We start from the raw sequence: 18,581 nt of genomic DNA, 5'->3' as shown, positions 1-18,581 counted from the left end.
AAAAAGTATTGGATAAATGATAATCCAATACTCAAATATAGGCTTTTAACTATTTTTAAGTCAAAGTTTTTTAAAAAATTGGTACTAGGTTATTTGTTACTCTTCAGATTCTAAAGGTTTAATCTTTGTATTGTAGACTACCTTAACCTTTTCGCGTACCTCAGTCTTCCAGCTAAGCCAATTCTTTAATTTACTATCAGGATGAGTCTCTTTGAACCTATCAAAATATCTTTTACTTACCAAATCTCCCATACCTTTATGATTAATTTCATCAGGCTGGTAATTATTAACAACATAATTCAAATTGCCATAATCAAGACCAAAATCGTCCGCAAGTTGACTTAAAATCTTTTTATTTTCCTGTTTGATAGAATTTTCTAATACATCTTCAACTTTTTGATCAGAATATTTTTGAGGATTAAGTTGAACATCTTGCCAAATCGAACGAATATGGTTCGCACGTGGCTCATTAGTTTTAGCATACTGATCAATGTAGTTACCAACTTGTGAAGTCTCACTTTGATCTTTAGACTTTTGTGCAACATTTACTTGTTGGCTTTGCTGATTCGCTGTTGAAATATAATCTTGAATGAGTGACATAATATAGCGTTCATCCACTTCTTTAATATGAATAGATTCAAGCTCATAATCTTCATCAAGATCAAGGTCTACTGGGTCGTCAACATTTTTATTTTCTGCTTTTAAATTATCGATAATATTTTGGTATGTACCTTCTAAAGTGTTTTCTATTTCAGGTGGGATATCATCAACATTAACTTGTGTAGAAACAGGAAGTTCATCTTGTTTATCCAACTCATCATAAGTCTTAATAGCAGCAAGTGCCTGATCATATTTTTGAAAAGCTTCAGCAAACTGTTTCTGTTCTTTTTTAGGGGCATCAATAAGTGCAGCCAATATTTGCGGATTATCGACATATTTGTCCAGTTTTTTACGTGCTTGTACATAACGCTTACGTGACGTATTCCAGTCCGGAGCAAGAACGCCATTAGTACCACCATTCGCATAAAGTGTCAACGCTTTATCTATTTCATCACTATACTGATTAGGATATTGGAAAGTTACTATTTGACCCCATTTTTTGCCATCATCATAAATACGGTTTGTTCTTGAAAAGGCTTGTATTAGGTTTTGGGCATTCATTGGTGGTCGGTCAAGATATAGTGTGGATAATCTTGGTGCATCAAATCCAGTCAATAACCGATCAACTACGATCACTATGTCTAGTTGTTGGTCTCGTGTTTGATATGCTTTATTTTTACATGCTAAACGATCATTGACATTGCGATTATAACTAGGAATATCAGTCATAGAAAGCTGGGTATTAAACATTTTATTGTAGTCATCCAATGATTGTTTCATTTCTGCTTGGTTAACCATTGATTCATCTTCGTTTTGAGAGATTGAATACGTAATAGCTATGCGGGGAAAATCCGGTGCCACTTTTTGAATACGATTAGGCACTTCACCGTTGGCAATTGCCTCTTTAAACAAGTGATAGTATTTCTGCGCTTGTTTAATAGAAGATGTTGAAAACAGTGCGGAATACCTGTGGCCATTGCTAAGACCTTGTTTACGATAAGCTAAATCTAAAATTTGCTTGACCACTGCCTTCATGTGAGCATCTGTGAGATAAATATCTTCGTTATCTGTTTGATTTGAATTTCCTTCATTATCTATTTTAAAACCAAGTACTTTTTTATCATGAATTGCGTCTTCAATCGTATATTTATGTAATATTGGACCATAAAGTTGCTCTGTGGTGCGGGCATCTTGTCCATTTTCAGCCCGTGCGTTTTCCGCAAAAATTGGGGTACCGGTAAAGCCATACCATAATGGTTGACGATTAAAAAATCGATCTAGTTCTCTTTTTTGAGTTGGCGTAACTGCTCTATGACATTCATCAACAATAAAAGATAATCTTAAGTCCTTCAGCTTTTCATATTTTTTAGCAATTTCAGGTGAATTTTCCATTCGTTTAAATATCGTTTGCAATTTCTGTCTGGTAGTTACAATCACATTGCGATTGCCATCACCCAATTGCTTAGCCAATTCAAAACTATTCGCTGTTTCATCCACGTCAATCGTGTCATTATTTGCATAAGTTTGAAATGCTGAAACAGTTTGCATGTCCAAATCTTTACGATCTATTAGAAAGATTGTCTTATCAATAGCTGGTATTTGTAATAAATTACGGGCAACTTTATAGGAAGTCAGGGTTTTACCTGAACCCGTAGCGTGCCAAATAAAGCCAGATTTTCCTTCACGCGATGCTTGGAAAATTGCTCGTATTGCTTGAATTTGGTAGGGACGCAGCAGAATGATTCTCTGAGCATTGTCATCTAAAACTGTATAGTCAGCAATCATGTGATGCGCCATCGGAATGGATAAGACATCACGAGCAAAATCTAAGTAATCATTAACTTGTTGCTTGTCTTGATTAATCCAAGAAATCAAAAAATTAGCACGTAAATTTTGCCCAGCAGGAATGTACTGAGTATTAGTACCATTGGTGACAACAAACATTTCTACAAAATTATAGATATCACCAAATTTATCCTCATCTATATACTTTTGTATTTGACGAAAGGCATCCATAAAGGGAAAATTCGGTGTCTTCAATTCAATATGAATTAGGGGTAAGCCGTTAATCAAGAGAGTAACATCAAAGCGCCTATCTTGATCAAGTGGTGACAAGCTCGACTTATTAACTTCTACTTGGTGGACCACTTCATAAACGGAAGTTCCACCAGCAATATTGGTGTTATCTAAAATCAATAAATCGGCATCTGGTAAAGAGGAATCATCACGTTTTAGGTGGTGCCTAACCTGCCTGTTAGCACCAGCCAAAAATTTGGCAGCTTGGTAAAAATTAGGCTGGGTTATTTGCGTACGAATAGTTTCCTTTTCATTTTGTGTTAGTGGAACATCATGAAGTTGATCGCGGTTGTTATCTTCAAGGATCTGGAAAAAGTTAGCCCATAATTGCGGAATTGTTCTTAAATCTTCACGTAAACGCCATTGATTAATACCTTGAGTTAATTGCTCAATTAAAGTTTTTTCCATTTGAGCTTCTTTAACTGCTGCCACTGACATATTTGTCTCCTTTCCCTATTATTCAACAAACATATTTTGTAAAAGACACTTTTTTACTTGTTGAAAATTTTGCAATTTCTTATTTTCTAATTCGATTAATTGATCAACCTTAGATAGAAGATTGCCGATTTTTTGTTGTTCATTCAAATCGGGAATTTTCAGAAGTAAATTCATTAATACATCTGCGTTTAGCTTCATTCGTCCACTACCAACTAAATACGGCAACAAATTTCTGTTCTTTAAAGAATAAGCAAGAAATAAATTATTTGAAGTACCAACTTTAGCTTGCAGGACATGTGCATGGTTATTAACCCATATATAGCCTTTTACAAATCTCACAGGATAATTTCTAACGTCGTTTGCCCCATCTTCAGCAATTAGAACAAATTCTCCTTCATGAGTATATCCTTTAACATAGTCTTGAATGCCATTAGCACCATAATAAGGTGTCTGACCAGATAATCGCTTATTGGCAGTTATTGGTTTCCGATAGTTATCTAACCTTTTTGTAATAGAATTAAGCCTTTTTTCATTCCAATCTCCTTCAAACCCCTTAAATCGCAATTCAGGTATTTTGGCATCATGTCTAGGAAATAGCTTTTGTAACAAAGCCTTTTTAAGCAGCTCCAACTTGTCGATCTTTTGCTGCTGCAAATCAAGTAGCTTATCTAACTTACTAAAAAAGTCACCGATTTTTTGTTGCTCATTCAAATCATTAGAAACTGAAATAAATAAATACGATAGATTTTTTTGGCTAATACCTTGAGCAGTACCACCTGTAGACAAACTCATTAACTTATTTTTAGTCGAAACTGTATTTAATTTATATAAAAGAAAAGAACCATTAATATTTTTTTCATCAACTCTAAATGCAATTGTTCGTTGACTAAGAATATATTTTTCATCATCTTTAATAATAGCTATATTGCCCATAGGTGCCTCGGTAGTAAAAAGTATGTCTCCTTTTTCTAGCTCCGTATTACCCATCCATTTTTTATATAGATCATAATTGCCAAAATGAACATCGATGTTTTTATCTATAAAGCCATTTTTTACATTAAGAGCAGATAAAGCCCGATACTTACCATTATTAGACCAACTTAAACCAAGTTTTTTTGGTGTTTTCCCCCTAAAGTCAATAATTTTTGCCAAACAATTTATAAATTTTTTTTCTGCCCATTCACCTTTAAAACCCATAAACCTAATATTAGGCACACGATTTTTATTACTCATTTTTCTAGTCCTATTCACTTATAAAATGTTCTTCAACTTTTCAAGTATATTTTGAGCATTTGGATCGGTACCAACCAATTCATCCAAAGAATGCTTAATTTCATCAGTGGTTTCTTTTTCTTCTTTTGTAATGCTAGCCATATCTGCAACTAGTTTTTGCACGTCAACTGGTGGTTCTTCTTCAAAAGTATCAACATAACGTGGAATATTTAGATTAAAATCATTTTCTTTAATCTCATCAAATTTTGCCAAATGAGCATATTTTTCAACATCTTGACGTGCAGTATAAGTAGATAAAATCCGATTTATATCTTCTTCACGTAATTTGTTTTGCGTTTTAACCTTTTCAAAACCTTTAGAAGCATCAATAAACATGACATCACGGTTTTGCTTATCTTTTTTAAGAACAATAATTACAGTTGGAATACCAGTACTATAAAACAGATTTGCTGGCAGACCAATAATTGCATCAATAGCACCATTTTCAAGGAGCTTTTGTCTGATTTTACCTTCAGCACCGCCACGAAAAAGAACACCGTGAGGCAAAACTATAGACATTACACCACTATGCTTTAAATGGTAATAACCGTGAAGTAAAAAAGCATAATCAGCCTTCGATTTAGGTGGCAAAACTCCATACGGTGAGAAACGAGGATCGTCCAAAAAGCCCTTGTTTGCTGACCATTTTAATGAATATGGTGGATTCATAACAACTGCATCAAAGTTATTGGCTTCCTCAGCTGGCCAATCCTCGTCCAAGGTATCGCCATTCCGCAAGTGCCTGTTTGCTTGGTCAATGTTGTGCAAAATCAAATTCATTTTGGCTAAATTATACGTAGAAGTATTAATTTCTTGCCCATAGTAAGTAACTCGATCATGAGCTGAACCATATTTTTTAAAGTTTAAGAGTAAAGAACCAGAACCCATAGCAGGATCATAAACCGTCATTCCTGCTGAATAATCTTTACCTACCAAAGTTAAACGGGTTAATAGCTCGGAAACCTGTTGAGGGGTATAAAATTCACCCGCTTTTTTACCGGATTCTGAAGCAAACTGACTAATCAAATATTCGTAAGCATCACCCAGGCTATCGCCTGAAGTTTTGACCAACTCTATTTTGCCAATTGCTTGAATAACTCCAGCTATAGTATCTGTTCTTTTTTGCGCCGTGCTTCCTAAACTTTTGGAATATAGATCATAATCATCAAATAACCCTTCAAAGTCTTGGTCCGAGCTTTCTAGTTTATTAAAGGCATCCCCTAATTGCTTGACCTGAAAAGTATGATTGTTGACCGCATTTAAAATACTATTATATGTGTATTCAGGTTCAATAACATAACCTAATGATACCCGCAACTCATTAACTAGTTCTGCATCATCAGCGTTATCTTCATAAATTTTTTGAGCTTCATCTAGTGTTCCATCAGGCTCATCTGACAACAATTCCAAAACGTTGTAAAGCATGTGATCAGATAAATATTTATAAAAGACAGTGCCTAATAAATAATTTTTATATTGACTCGCATCCATCTTCGATCGTAATGAGTCTGCCGCACTGAACAGACCTTGCTGTAAACTTGTTGTCGTATTTGACACTTTTATCCCCCACTTTAACTATCTTGATTTTTAGTCCTTTGTCTTTTTATGAATGAACTTAGTTTTGAATAATATTTTAATTAACTTATTAGTTACTACTTAATTGTACCATTTTGGATATATCAATCAGATAAATTTTTATAAGCTTAATTCTATGGAGTAGGTTTAGTTTCTTCATCTTTATATTCAGAAAATTCGGAAACTAGACTCAAAACTTCACTAATATGTTTTTTATAATCATTTTTTTCAGAAAATATACTTTCATATAATTTCTGTGCTTCATTTTTTTCATTTCTTTTTATTTCTTCAAACTTTAAAAAGGTCTTATTTACAGACAAAAAATTTATAAAATCTGTGCCATCTTTATTAGACATAAAATCCTCAAACTTTTGGCCATCAACCATTTTCAAAGCAATTAAATATGGAATTACAAAAAGATCTATTTTTTTAAATTTTTCTTTTTTTAGATAATCATTTTTTTCATTAATAACATGTTTATAAATAGCTGTATTTACTCTATTTTCAAAATGATTTCTTTCCCTATAGGTTAAGCCATATTTTATTTCTAAATCACTACAATAATCAAAATAATTAAGTTTATATCCAAATCTCTCTAAATTTTTAATACCAGATTCAAAATAAGGTTCTGGAACTTCCATAACAAAGTCAAAAAATCTGTCTAAATATCTATCGCCGTTGAAATTAGAGCCATAAAGCTTCTGTATTGTATTTTTCAATTCAAAAAGATTAACAGAAAACACAAAAGTTATTTTTTCATTATCAAAAAAATGTTGTACTCTTTCTAGCAGCTTAACAGCATATACTGGGCGACATCTATCTAATTCATCAATAAAAATAACGAGACGACCATCTTTAGGTATTAAAGAAGCTAATTCTTTCTTAAATTGAGCTTCAGTATTTTCTTCTGTTTGAAATATATCTAAAAGACTGCCAATATCAATTTTAGAAATTTGTTCAACCGCTATTCTGACAAGTTGCTGTCCTGCTTTAAAAGCTACGCTCTTGGCTTTTGTTTTAATGTTAAAAGTCGTTGTAGCTATGCTTTTAGACAAAGAAACAATTGGATCAATGTCAATATCATTCTTCCAAGCATCAAAATATACTGTTTTATATTTAATTTTTGTAGAATAATGAAATTTTTGGAAGTATGGTTCAATTTCAGCTTCAAATTCTATCTTGTACTTTTCAAAATTTTCTTTATTAGGATCTTCATTATTCAAACAATCTAGAATAAATTTACATTGCTTAATAAAAAAAGTTTTTCCTGTACCCCATTTACCATCAACAGCAATTGAAATTGAGCCAGATTGAAAATCAAGCATTTTTATAAAATTATAAGCGCTACGCCTTCTTTGTATGTTATTATCACCCCAAATAGATTTTATTATATTTTTACCAGTTGGTTTCATGTCTACACTTTTCATGTTTTTCCTCTTTAAAACAAATGTTAAACTAATCTATTGTCCCATACAAAAGATAAAAGCAAAATTATTGGCTTAACAGCTCAAATCCAATGATTAAAACTAGTTTAGTGCTAATTTTGAAAATTTAAGAAAAATTGTATGGTATACATCATCAGTTATATTATAAGATAACTATTTACGCTACTCAAAATTGTACTTTAGTATATTCATGTACTCAAACTCTCTTTTAATTAAGAAAGTTAAATTTTAGCCAGAAACACAAATTTTGTAACCATTAATGACATTTATTCCACCATTTGCAGTATCCTAGGATAAAAATAAAATTCATCTACTATACTTATTAACAGAAAGGAGCGTCAGGAATGAAAATTAATTGTCACATCGATCCTAATATTAGTGAAGAACACGGTAAATTATGGATCAAAAAAATGACACCAGCAATTAATGAACTTTTGCGAAAATTAGCAAAGTCCGAAAATTCATTATGGTGCCATTATCAATCTCAAATTTATCCAATTCAATTTGAAGACATTTATTCACTTGAGGTTGCTAACAGAGATATCAATGTTTTTACAGAAAAGCAGCAGCTTACATATAATGATCGTTTATCAAATTTGAAAGCAGATTTACCGAACTATTTTATTGAAGCTTCACGCAGCGCTATATTTAATTATCAGCATATCGACCACCTTGAATTACTTAATAATGGGTTAATCGATGTTGTTCTGACTAATAAGCATCGCGTACAAATATCAAGAAGAAATATTAAGAACCTGAAAGAGAGGTTAGGAATATGAAAAACACAAAGAGATTTATCAATTATTTGTTTAATTTTGCCGTTAGAGGCATCTTCATTGGTTTAATGATTTCTATCTTTTGCAGTTATGCATCACACAGCTCAGTTTACGTTCCATCCAGTCCATCTTTTACGACAAAATTTAGTAATTTGCTCAATGCTTTTAGCGTCTCAATTATTCTCTGGGCGGTTACTGGAATATTTTTCGGTTTTGGCAGTTTTATCTTCACTATTAACCAATGGTCATTATTAAAGAAGACGGTTATAAATTTCTTCACCTACTATTTTGGGTTTGTTTTTTTGGCCCTTTTAGCTGGTTGGGTTTCGTTAAACTTGGTTAACTTTACAAAATTTACTGTAATTTTCGTCATCATCTACTTAATTTGCTGGTATTATAATTACCATAAAATTGCAAAGGAAATTGCAAGTATTAATCATAAAATCAAAACAAAGTAATCTAATTACAATGGCAAAAAAGTTGAGCATTCATATCACAGTGCTCAACTTTTTTACTTGCGCTTCTTAATAAAGAAATTTATGAAAATATCATCATTCAATGTTAGTCTTCCGCTTTTTAGCAAACTAAACTTATTACAAATCTATTCCTTTTTGGTGCAAATTATCTAAGCAACTTTGTAAATATGCATTATCGTGCTCTGGGTAAATTGGATCAGTCCACGGAATAGCTGGTAAACTTTCGTACTCAGGACAATACTGCCCTCTATAATAAGGATCAAACCATTTAAGATCTGGATGATAATGGCGCCGTTGCATTTCAGCTAATACTAATAAATGAAATTGATACAATTTATATGGTGAATGTTTAAAAACATAGTTAACGGTAGCATGGGGCTTACCCCAGCCACGTCCGCGCAAAGCAGCAATTTCACGGTGTTGCCCCAATAACTGTTGCCTAGGCAATCGCCAAATTAAGTCTTGATGCCATAATCTCATAATTTTTCTTTATTCTCCTGAATTAAACGTGAATTTAATAAGTAAGAAACTTGATACTTTTCAGCTAAAAGTCTTAAAAATGGACCTAATTTATCTTCTTGTGGTGATAAGTTTTGCAATAAATGTAAGTAAGTTTGCTTTTCCTCTGGCGTACACATTTTCTTAAAGTAGCCCCAGACATGTTGATAAGCGTTGGTTAAAGTTTTAACCGTTGGTGTTTGCTTGGCAGCTTTTTCTAATAAACCCTTAAATTCAATATTCTTTTGCTCTGACCATTCGTTGTCCTTAGCTAGCAGCCTAATTTGCTCATAGCACTGTTGCGAATGAGCCATCACCCAATATTTATTGTAGGCCCATTCTTCTTGCCATTTATCCATTTTTATTTGTCCTGCTTTTTCAAGTATTTACATACATAGTTTTATTAATAATAAATTCTTCCTAACTAAATTTTATTACTAAATACTATTTCGCAACAAACGAATGAAACTAATTTTATTAAAACAGCTTGTCCAAAGCTAACAGCTGTTTCATGTATCGTTTTCGGACAATATTATTCTTAGCTTTACTCTGAAGTTGCTGTAAATCACCAGTAACAACTTTTCTTTATCCAAATTCAATATCCAGCACATCATAATTTTCATCAACAAAATCTTCGAAGTGCATTTCCTGAACAAAATTTGGAAAATCATTGTTAAAAGCATCAAGCCAAATCTTAGTATTATTATTTTGATAGGCTTTTTGCATTGGCGTTTTTTCACCCATAAAGTAATGTTTCAAATCATATAACAAGTAATCAATGCGATCGTGATAAATTTGATATCTCCTTTATTCAGCAGCAAGATAATAATATTTGCAAATTTTAGCTATTACAAAGGAACTCTACTATTTTCGATCTACCATTCCAATAACCTCAATATTGTAAATGGTTCCAGAAGGTCACACATTATACATTAATATGTAAAATCACATTCCAAGCTTCATCTGAAGTATTAAATTCATAATTGTAATAGCAACATCAGCACCCTTATCCAATACAAATAAGACTATTGGCTTCACCTTTTCCCATTTTCTTTTTTTTGACATTTTAGAATTATTTATTTTCTCTAACTCATCTATTCTAGACTTCACGTTTTCAGTATCTTTTTCACTAAGACCTGGCAAATTTTCTATCCGAGATTTTGCATTTTCGAAGGAAAAGTTCATGTTTTGCTCATTTTTATTGCTAATTGGAACATTCAAGTTAATATTTTGCATTAACGTGGAATTCTGATCAATTTTAAAAATATTAACATATCCAGTAAGCCTTCCTTTCATAATATGCAAATTATGAATTAATGACTCTTTATCCAAATATTCATAAGTAAATCCATATTTTTTATCGTAAGCATACATACTCTGACCAAAGTTTTTAATATAAGCTGAATACTTTCCATCTATTTCCATATGAACAGCTTTAAGTTGCTTTTCATCACCTGAATTAAGTGCCTCTTGAATAGACTTAATATCTGGAGAAATTATTTTTGTGAGATTTTTCACGTTTTTTGTAGATCTTAAATTTTCATCATCAGTATCCATTACTTCTGTATCCTATCTTCCCTTATTTATAAAAATCTCTTGTTTTTCTATAGCTTATAACTAATGTTAATAACTTTAATTTTAAGCTATTTTTTCCTGATTGATCAAAATTATTTCATCATAAAAACTGACATTAGAACTTTCTAACGTCAGTTTTTAAACTTTTATTCAATTACTTTTTCCAAACTTATTCACATTTACTTTACAAAAAGATATTTGTGTCATATCTTTATTATTTTATATCAATTTTGTCATCTTACAAATATTTATTAGCTATTTTTAAGCCCGTTCCAATACCGTCACTGCTTCTACATGTGGTGTTTGTGGAAACATGTCAACGGGATCGATTTGGCTAAAGGTGTAACCATCCTTCATAAATTCTTGCAGGTCACGAATCATGGTTGCGGGGTTACATGAAATATAAACAATCTTCTTTGGACTAGTTTTTACTGCTGCTTCAATAAATTCTGGTGTTAAACCTTTTCTTGGTGGATCAACAAAGATAACATCGGCTTTCATCCCCTTAGCAGCCCATCTTGGCATTACCTCTTCAGCTTTACCAGTCACGTATTTGGCATTATTGATACCATTCAACTTAGCATTATTATTGGCATCTTTCACCGCGTCAGACACACTTTCAATTCCACGGACCGATTTAACGTGTTTAGCAACACTTAAACCAATAGTTCCAATACCAGAATAAGCATCAATCACGATATCATCAGGCTTTAAATCAGCTTTTTTGATAGCTAAATCATATAAGCGGGGAGTTTGCAGTGAATTAATTTGAAAGAAACTTTCAGGGGAAATCTTAAACTTAACATCACCTATTTGATCCGTAATTTGTGGTTTACCAAAGATCAAATAATCAACTTTACCCAAGATAACGTTGGTCTTCTTCGGATTATAATTCAAGACAAGACTAGTTACACCCTCGATTTGCTTAATTGCATCAGCCACTTTAGGTAGTTGCGGAAAATCCTTGTGCAGACAAACCAAGATGACCATAATTTCACCAGTCGCTTTACTGTGGCGAATGTCCAAGTATCTGATTTCACCCTGATTATGAATTTCATCGTAAGCTGGAACACGATATTGTCTTAAAATGTCACGCACAGCAACTAAAACGCGGTCAATTTCAGGATCAGTAGTAAAGAAATTAGTCAGTGGCACTAAATCATGTGAATGTTTTCTGAAAAAGCCAATTTCAAGCTGGCCTTTAACGTCACGAACCGGCACTTGTGCCTTGTTGCGATAGCCAGTTTGTTCTGGACTAGGCAAGGTGTCTCCCACTTTTACATCATCTAAATGTGCTTTTTGCAATAAATTTACTACTTGATTACGTTTAAATTCCAGTTGCTTATCGTATTTAACGTGTGCTAAAGATGCCAAGCCGGTTTGAACCCACTGGTTGAGCTTAATATTAACCCGGTCGGGACTTTCCTTAACGATTTGCTCGATTTTAGCAAAAGCAAAACTCTTTTTGACTTTTAAGATCTTGGCTTCTACCGTTTCTCCCGGTAAAGCATTGTTAACGAATACCGTCATCCCTTCATAACGGGCTACTCCCATAGCTTCATATGATAAGTCGGTAATTTCAAGTTCAATTATTTGATTCTTTTCCATATTTTGTCCTTTTTTACAAACACTGATTAATATATCTATTTTACTAAAAATCCAAGCAAAAGTAATGTACATTCCTATTCTTAATATTGAATTAATTTCAGTTTTTTCCCTTCACACTTACTTTAGTCTGTGTTACTTTTAATACTAATAAATTAAAGAAAGGACGTTTTTCATGAATAATTATGATACCAATTCAGATAGGCGCCAAATCCACACCATCTCCGAAACTAATACTTTTTTAACTAAAATGTATGCTCTCATGGGTGGTGCCGTGCTGATTTCTGCGTTAGCAGCTTACTTAACAATGACCGTATTCAGAAGCGCTGTGATGAACATGCCAGTGGCTATGATGTGGCTCATCTTATTTGTACCTTTTGGCTTATCAATGGGTATTAGTTTTAAAGCTGATCGCAATCCAGTTGCCAGTTTAGTGATGTTAACGATATTATCAGCAATTTATGGTTTTGAATTTGCCTTAATTGCCGGCTTTTATACCGGCACCCAAATCACCTCTGCTTTTGTTTCAGCAGCTGCCGTGTTTATTGCCATGGCTTTATTTGGTACTTTCACTAAAAGAGATCTTAGCAACTGGAATTCATACTTGAGTGCCGCTTTACTTGGTTTCGTTGTTGCCTGGGTAGTTAATATGTTTTTACGTAGCCCTGCCGTTACCTATGTCTTCTCGTTTATCGGTGTCATTCTTTTCACGGGCTTAGTTGCCAGTGATGCTAACAGAATGAAAGCAATTTACAGTAATTACGGTGATCAAGTTTCAACTAATGGTTTAGCAGTTCTTGGTGCATTGCAACTTTACCTTGACTTCATTAATATTTTTATGTTCTTGTTGGAAATCTTTGGTGGCAGTGGCAATAGCCGCAACTAATAGATTTTGTTAACAAGTAAAAAGAGCAGCTACTATTAACGGTAGTTGCTCTTTCTTTGTGTTTTAATTACTCACCAACGAAAAATTCAATTCGTTGTTGTAAATTTTTAAAGGTAACAGGACAATAATCGCCAATTTCACCGTCAAGGTTAACCGGCAACTTCTCTCCCTTGCTTTTACCAATTAACTCAATCTTTAAACTACGCGTCTTGGTGTAAATAATGTCAGGGTCATCAACATGCTTGCCGTTTAATGCTAAAGCCATTAATTTTAACAACTTTACTGGTTCAGACGGCTTAACAATTATTAGTTGGAATAAACCATCACTTAGTTCAGCATCAGGCATTATTTGTTCAAAACCACCAATAGAATTAGTCATTCCGAGCAATAACATTGAAAGCTTGCCCTCATACACGCCCTCATCATATGTCAGACGCAATTCATTTTCAGTTAAATGAGGCAACATTTCAGCACCTTTAATTAAATAGGCGGTATAACCCAGAGCAGACTTTACTTCTGAAGGAACTCCATAAGTTAATTCGGTTAGTGAGCCACAAGCTGCAATATTGACGAAATACTGAATATCTTTGGCAAAAGTCGCTTGACCAATGTCCATTTTACGAGTTTTATTTTTGAGAATAACTTTTGTCGCTTCGGCAATATCATTTCGTGGAATATGTAGAGCACGAGCATAATCATTAGTTGTACCGGCAGGAATAATTGCCATCTTAGGTCTTTTCTCTAAATAAGCAATGCCGTTTACTACTTCATTGATAGTGCCATCACCACCAGCGGCAACAATCAATTCAAAACCTTCATTAGCTACACGAGTTGCTTCTTTTTGCGCACTCTGCTTTTCTGGTGTAGTTCTGAAGGCACTTGCCTCATATCCAGCTTGTTCCAAAACGTCCAATATATCCGCGACATTTTTAGGCATCTGTTCGTGACCAGATACAGGATTATAGATCAATCTTGCTTTTTCAGTCATAATTTCTACCCTTATTATTTCAAAACTTACTTAACGCTTCTGCAATTCTTCATTCAGTAACTTATTAATTACCTTTGGATTTGCCTTGCCCCTGGTCTGTTTCATCAACTGGCCGACAAGATAGCCAATTGCACGGTCTTTACCGTTCTTAAAGTCTTCTACTGATTGTGGGTTGTTATCAACAACTTCTTTCACCATAGGTGCCAAGACGCTGGTATCAGATAACTGCACCATACCCTTGTCTTCAACATATTTCTTAGGATCGGTACCATTAGCAATTGTCTCTGCAAAAACCTTTTTAGCAATCTTAGAAGAAATCGTGCCATCTTTAATCAACTTAATCATGGCAGCCAAATGCTCTGGTGTCAACTTAATATCAGCAAGTTCAACGCGATTATCATTCAAATAACCATTAACTTGGGTATTCATCCAATTGGCAGCAAGTTGTGGATCAGCTCCAGCAGCAACCGTTTGATCAAAGAAGTCTGAACTTTCTTTGGTTTGCAGAAGAACATTTGCATCATATTCTTTCAAACCAAATTCATTCACATATTGGTTGTAACGTTCTTCGGCTGAGCGTGGCAAAGTTGACTTGATTTCATCAATCCATTCTTGACTAATATGATCAGGTGCGATATCAGGTTCAGGGAAGTAACGGTAATCAGCATCGCCTTCTTTGACACGTTCCAAAACAGTTTTACCAGTTGCTTCATCAAAACGGCGAGTTGAAAGTTGCACGCGACCGCCAGAAAGGAGAACTTGTGCTTGCCGCTTTTCTTCATATGCCAAAGATTTACGCACATGTTCAAATGAGTTCAGGTTCTTCATTTCAACTTTGGTACCCAGTTCCTTTTGACCGGCAGGTCTAATAGAAATGTTGGTATCAACACGCATTGATCCCTCTTCCATCTTAACATCAGAAGCTCCTGTAAACTGAACAATTTTACGTAATTTTTCAAGGTAGGCGTATCCTTCATCAGGATCAGCAATTTCTGGCTCAGAAACAACTTCAAGTAAAGGAACACCCTGACGGTTTAAGTCAACGTATGAATACCCGTTTGTACCATGAGTATTTTTGCCGGCATCTTCCTCGATGTGCATTTCATGAATGCCGATACGCTTTTTCTTACCGTGAGATTCAATTTCAACGTAGCCATCACGAGCTAGTGGTTGGAAAAATTGGGTAATTTGATAAGCCTTAGGGCTATCTGGATAGTAGTAATTTTTCCGGTCAAAATGAGTGGTTGGCAAAATATGAGCATGTGTGGCCAATGCGACCATAATTCCTAAACGATAAACGTCTTTGTTAACGTAAGGTAAAACACCCGGCATTGCCCAATCAATTACATTTGTTTCAGTGTTGGGCTTTGCACCATAACTTACTGGTGAAGGTGAAAAAATCTTACTTTTAGTTTTTAATTCAAAGTGAACTTCGAACCCAATCGTTGATTTAAAATTCATCAGTTAATCCTCCATTCCAGTTGGTGTTTTTTCATAAAACTTATTAGTTCTTTCAATAAAGTCAGCTACTTGGAAAATGCTGCCTTCATCAAAGCGTTTGGCCATAATCTGCAGTCCTACAGGCATTCCGTCAACTAAACCAGCAGGAACGCTGGCAGCAGGAATTCCGGCTAAGTTGGCTGAAATTGTCAAGATATCGTTGTTGTACATTTTAATTGGGTCAGAAATTTCACTACCGATGCCGAAAGCAGGAGTTGTGGTGGTTGGTCCCACAATCACATCATTTTCAGCGAAAATCTTATCAAATTCGTCACAAATTAACGTTCTCACTTTAGATGCTTGTCTAAAGAAACGATCATAAGAGCCAGCTGAAAGAGCAAAGGATCCCAGCATAATCCGGCGTTTAACTTCTTCGCCAAAGCCTTCTGAACGCGACTTAACGTATACATCTAGTAGGTTCTTAGTATCTTGAGCACGGTAGCCGTAGCGAATACCATCAAATCTTTGCAAGTTTGACGAAGCCTCACTTGAAGCAATGATATAGTAGTCGGGAACTGCATATTTAGTTAATGGTAAAGATACCTCGGTGATAATAGCACCTGCTTCTTCCAGAGCATCAATTTGTTCTTGCAGAACAGCACGCATATCACCATCTACTGCAGCCATATATTCTTTAACTACTGCTACATGCATCCCCTTAACATCTTGACCAATATATTTGGTAAAATCAGGGACTGCTCTAGTTGAAAGAGTAGAGTCGTGATCGTCACTACCTGCAATAACATTCAGAACTTCAGCTGAGGTCTTTGCCCGCTTACTCATCACACCGATTTCATCTAATGAAGAAGCAAATGCAATTAAACCCCAACGTGAAACTCGACCATATGTTGGCTTAATACCAAAAATACCGTTAAATGCAGAAGGCTGTCTGATTGAACCACCAGTGTCTGAACCTAAAGCAGCAACGACTTGACCCGAGGCAACAGCAACTGCCGAACCACCAGATGAACCGCCCGGTACTTTGTCCAAATTCCACGGATTATGGGTGATGCCAAAGTATGAGTGCTCCGTAGAAGAACCCATCGCAAATTCATCCATATTGGTTTTGCCCACGAAAGTCACTTGTGCTTTTTTCAGCCTTTCGATAACCGTCGCATCATACATCGGAATATAATTATCCAGAATGTGACTAGCTGCCGTTGTTTTAACACCGTTAGTAAGAATGTTGTCCTTAATGGCAATTGGAATTCCAGCAAGTTTGTTTTGGTCAAAATCAAGATCACTTGCAGGTTTTGCATCCTCTTGAACAGTAATCCAAGCATTCAACTTATCATCTGTTTTTTTAATATTATCAATTGTATCTTGCACTAATTTGTCAGCAGACAAAGTTCCTTGGGCAAGCTTTTCATTTAAAGAGTCAATATCTTCATTTAAATAATTCATTACTCGTCCTCATCCTTATTAATAATTACTGGAACCTTAATGAAGCCATTGGCTTGGTCAGGAACATTTTTCATTAATTCATCTCTGTCTTGCCAGTGTTCAGGCTTATCTTCTCTAAAAACAGTATCGCGATCAACAACCTGCACTGTCTCCTTAACGCCATCGGTATTAACTTCTGACAATTGATCCGCCATATTAATAATCGAACTCATTTGTTCGGTTACTTTGCTGATATCTTTTTCATCGATTTCAAGTCGCGACAAAGTCGCAACGTGTTTAATTGTATCTTCTGTAATTTCCACGCAAATATACCTCCTTATTCGCCACCATAAATATGGACTTGATAACTACTATCCCCTGTTTCCTTGGCAACTAAAGCTTGGATGTCATTAACAGAGCCAATTTTAATTTCAATTGGCACGTTATTAGCCAAATACTTCTTTGCAGTTGATAAAACAAGTCTCGTAAAACTTTGAATTTGCTCATACCCATAAAACTGGGTAGTAATTGAAATATTTTCCTGAGCTAATTTACCATTTTCATATCGTAAAGTTGCCGTTACACCACTGATATTAGGGAAATAATTTTGAATAGATTCTTTAAAACTATTGAAACTGGAAGCATCACTGCTGTTGATCGCTTTTTTACCACCAACAGTAGGCAAAACTTCAGATTGAGTATTAATAGTTTTCCATTTAGTTATTTTACTACTATTAGCAGCCGCTGTCCCACTCAAAAAGTAAGTTCCAGCAACTAACGAATCCTTGCTTTCTTTTGCAAAAAGACCAACAGTGATTGGAATTTTCTTTAACGATTTTTTCTTCCGCAAGCGAGCTACGACTTGCTCAGCTGCTGCTTGGCCATATTGCTTTTGCTTTGCACGCGATATTTGGGCTTGATATTCAGGACCATCTTTTTTCTTTTGATAGTAATCAATAGAATTAAGAGCAAGACCAACGCTAATACCGCCAATATGATAATTCGAACCGGATCCTGTCAAAAAATCTTGTTCAAGTATTTCTTCTATGTAATACGGCTGATAATTTTTCTTAGTTCCAGCTGCAGGATTCAGACCATTGGGATTTGACTTTGACTTGCGCCCTAACCATTCATTAGCCATGTTGGCAGAAATATACTGACCTTCTTGAAAAACATAAGAATTGGTTGAATAAACACCCTTAGAAATCTGAACCAAACCTCGTTCTAATTCTCTGGTATCCACAGAATTATCATTATTAGTTGCTGTTAAACCAGATATTGGGCTAGTTACATAGTGTCCGTTTTTAAGCAAAACAGTATATCCATTGTTACCAGTATCAGTAGTCTGATAAGTTTTAGAATTGGAATTAGAAGATGTTTTGGCATTATTCGCCAAGTCAGAATTTTTCAAGTTTCCACAAGCCGTCAAACATAATGATATTCCTAAAAGCGCTAATATATGCAAGTATTTTTTCACTTTAAATGGTC

The 18,581-nt window shown here is 34.5% G+C and carries 17 protein-coding genes; 3 read left to right on the top strand and 14 right to left on the bottom strand.

Annotated elements, in window-relative coordinates; genetic code table 11:
* Positions 1-96 precede the first annotated feature (96 nt).
* The 4 genes from H3T43_RS06130 to H3T43_RS06115 form a co-directional block, all read right to left on the bottom strand.
* Positions 97-3,114, bottom strand: coding sequence for a DEAD/DEAH box helicase family protein (locus H3T43_RS06130; protein WP_198213296.1), 3,018 nt, complete (start codon positions 3,112-3,114; stop codon positions 97-99).
* Positions 3,115-3,132: 18 nt separating this feature from the next.
* Positions 3,133-4,347 (bottom strand): restriction endonuclease subunit S, encoded by a 1,215-nt coding sequence (locus H3T43_RS06125; RefSeq protein WP_198213294.1) that lies wholly within the window; start codon positions 4,345-4,347, stop codon positions 3,133-3,135.
* Positions 4,348-4,365: 18 nt separating this feature from the next.
* Complete coding sequence (locus H3T43_RS06120; protein ID WP_370520792.1) at positions 4,366-5,943, bottom strand: type I restriction-modification system subunit M; 1,578 nt, start codon at positions 5,941-5,943, stop codon at positions 4,366-4,368.
* A 152-nt stretch (positions 5,944-6,095) separates the two neighbouring features.
* Positions 6,096-7,388, bottom strand: a complete 1,293-nt coding sequence (locus H3T43_RS06115; RefSeq protein WP_198213292.1) for a P-loop NTPase fold protein — start codon at positions 7,386-7,388, stop codon at positions 6,096-6,098.
* Between the two features lie 362 nt (positions 7,389-7,750).
* Between H3T43_RS06115 and H3T43_RS06110 the strand changes: the two genes are divergently transcribed.
* Together H3T43_RS06110 and H3T43_RS06105 are read left to right on the top strand one after the other, a co-directional pair.
* Positions 7,751-8,185, top strand: a complete 435-nt coding sequence (locus tag H3T43_RS06110) for a LytTR family DNA-binding domain-containing protein (RefSeq protein ID WP_198213290.1) — start codon at positions 7,751-7,753, stop codon at positions 8,183-8,185.
* On the top strand, positions 8,182-8,640 hold the full coding sequence (locus H3T43_RS06105) for a DUF3021 domain-containing protein (protein WP_198213288.1): 459 nt from the start codon (positions 8,182-8,184) through the stop codon (positions 8,638-8,640). The genes H3T43_RS06110 and H3T43_RS06105 overlap by 4 nt, the downstream gene beginning before the upstream one ends.
* A 135-nt stretch (positions 8,641-8,775) precedes the next feature.
* Here H3T43_RS06105 and H3T43_RS06100 read toward each other — a convergent pair whose 3' ends face one another.
* The 5 genes from H3T43_RS06100 to rlmD form a co-directional block, all read right to left on the bottom strand.
* Positions 8,776-9,138, bottom strand: coding sequence for a TIGR02328 family protein (locus tag H3T43_RS06100; RefSeq protein WP_198213286.1), 363 nt, complete (start codon positions 9,136-9,138; stop codon positions 8,776-8,778).
* Positions 9,135-9,515, bottom strand: a complete 381-nt coding sequence (locus H3T43_RS06095; protein ID WP_198213284.1) for a YbgA family protein — start codon at positions 9,513-9,515, stop codon at positions 9,135-9,137. Before H3T43_RS06095 ends, H3T43_RS06100 begins: the two co-directional genes overlap by 4 nt.
* A gap of 226 nt (positions 9,516-9,741) precedes the next feature.
* Positions 9,742-9,882 carry a hypothetical protein gene (locus tag H3T43_RS06090; protein ID WP_198213282.1) on the bottom strand — a complete coding sequence of 47 codons (141 nt, stop codon included), beginning with the start codon at positions 9,880-9,882 and terminating at the stop codon, positions 9,742-9,744.
* A gap of 219 nt (positions 9,883-10,101) precedes the next feature.
* Complete coding sequence (locus tag H3T43_RS06085; protein WP_198213280.1) at positions 10,102-10,713, bottom strand: hypothetical protein; 612 nt, start codon at positions 10,711-10,713, stop codon at positions 10,102-10,104.
* 279 nt (positions 10,714-10,992) lie between these two features.
* On the bottom strand, positions 10,993-12,339 hold the full coding sequence (gene rlmD, locus H3T43_RS06080; protein ID WP_198213278.1) for a 23S rRNA (uracil(1939)-C(5))-methyltransferase RlmD: 1,347 nt from the start codon (positions 12,337-12,339) through the stop codon (positions 10,993-10,995).
* 172 nt (positions 12,340-12,511) lie between these two features.
* Between rlmD and H3T43_RS06075 the strand changes: the two genes are divergently transcribed.
* Positions 12,512-13,222, top strand: a complete 711-nt coding sequence (locus H3T43_RS06075) for a Bax inhibitor-1/YccA family protein (protein WP_045927725.1) — start codon at positions 12,512-12,514, stop codon at positions 13,220-13,222.
* 67 nt (positions 13,223-13,289) lie between these two features.
* Here the strand turns inward: H3T43_RS06075 and H3T43_RS06070 are convergent, their stop codons facing one another.
* The 5 genes from H3T43_RS06070 to H3T43_RS06050 are packed head-to-tail and all read right to left on the bottom strand — an operon-like array spanning position 13,290 to position 18,570.
* Positions 13,290-14,210 (bottom strand): diacylglycerol kinase family lipid kinase, encoded by a 921-nt coding sequence (locus H3T43_RS06070; protein ID WP_198213276.1) that lies wholly within the window; start codon positions 14,208-14,210, stop codon positions 13,290-13,292.
* A 30-nt stretch (positions 14,211-14,240) separates the two neighbouring features.
* Positions 14,241-15,671: an Asp-tRNA(Asn)/Glu-tRNA(Gln) amidotransferase subunit GatB gene (gene gatB / locus H3T43_RS06065; RefSeq protein ID WP_034977233.1), complete on the bottom strand. Its 1,431-nt coding sequence runs from the start codon at positions 15,669-15,671 to the stop codon at positions 14,241-14,243.
* A 3-nt stretch (positions 15,672-15,674) separates the two neighbouring features.
* Positions 15,675-17,114: an Asp-tRNA(Asn)/Glu-tRNA(Gln) amidotransferase subunit GatA gene (gatA, locus tag H3T43_RS06060; protein WP_198213274.1), complete on the bottom strand. Its 1,440-nt coding sequence runs from the start codon at positions 17,112-17,114 to the stop codon at positions 15,675-15,677.
* Positions 17,114-17,416 (bottom strand): Asp-tRNA(Asn)/Glu-tRNA(Gln) amidotransferase subunit GatC, encoded by a 303-nt coding sequence (gatC, locus tag H3T43_RS06055; RefSeq protein ID WP_198180909.1) that lies wholly within the window; start codon positions 17,414-17,416, stop codon positions 17,114-17,116. The genes gatA and gatC overlap by 1 nt, the downstream gene beginning before the upstream one ends.
* A gap of 14 nt (positions 17,417-17,430) precedes the next feature.
* Positions 17,431-18,570: a CamS family sex pheromone protein gene (locus H3T43_RS06050; RefSeq protein WP_198213411.1), complete on the bottom strand. Its 1,140-nt coding sequence runs from the start codon at positions 18,568-18,570 to the stop codon at positions 17,431-17,433.
* Positions 18,571-18,581 lie beyond the last annotated feature (11 nt).

This window comes from Lactobacillus sp. M0396, assembly GCF_016101625.1.
GTDB lineage: Bacteria > Bacillota > Bacilli > Lactobacillales > Lactobacillaceae > Lactobacillus > Lactobacillus huangpiensis.
This window is presented reverse-complemented; position numbering and strand designations above follow the sequence as displayed.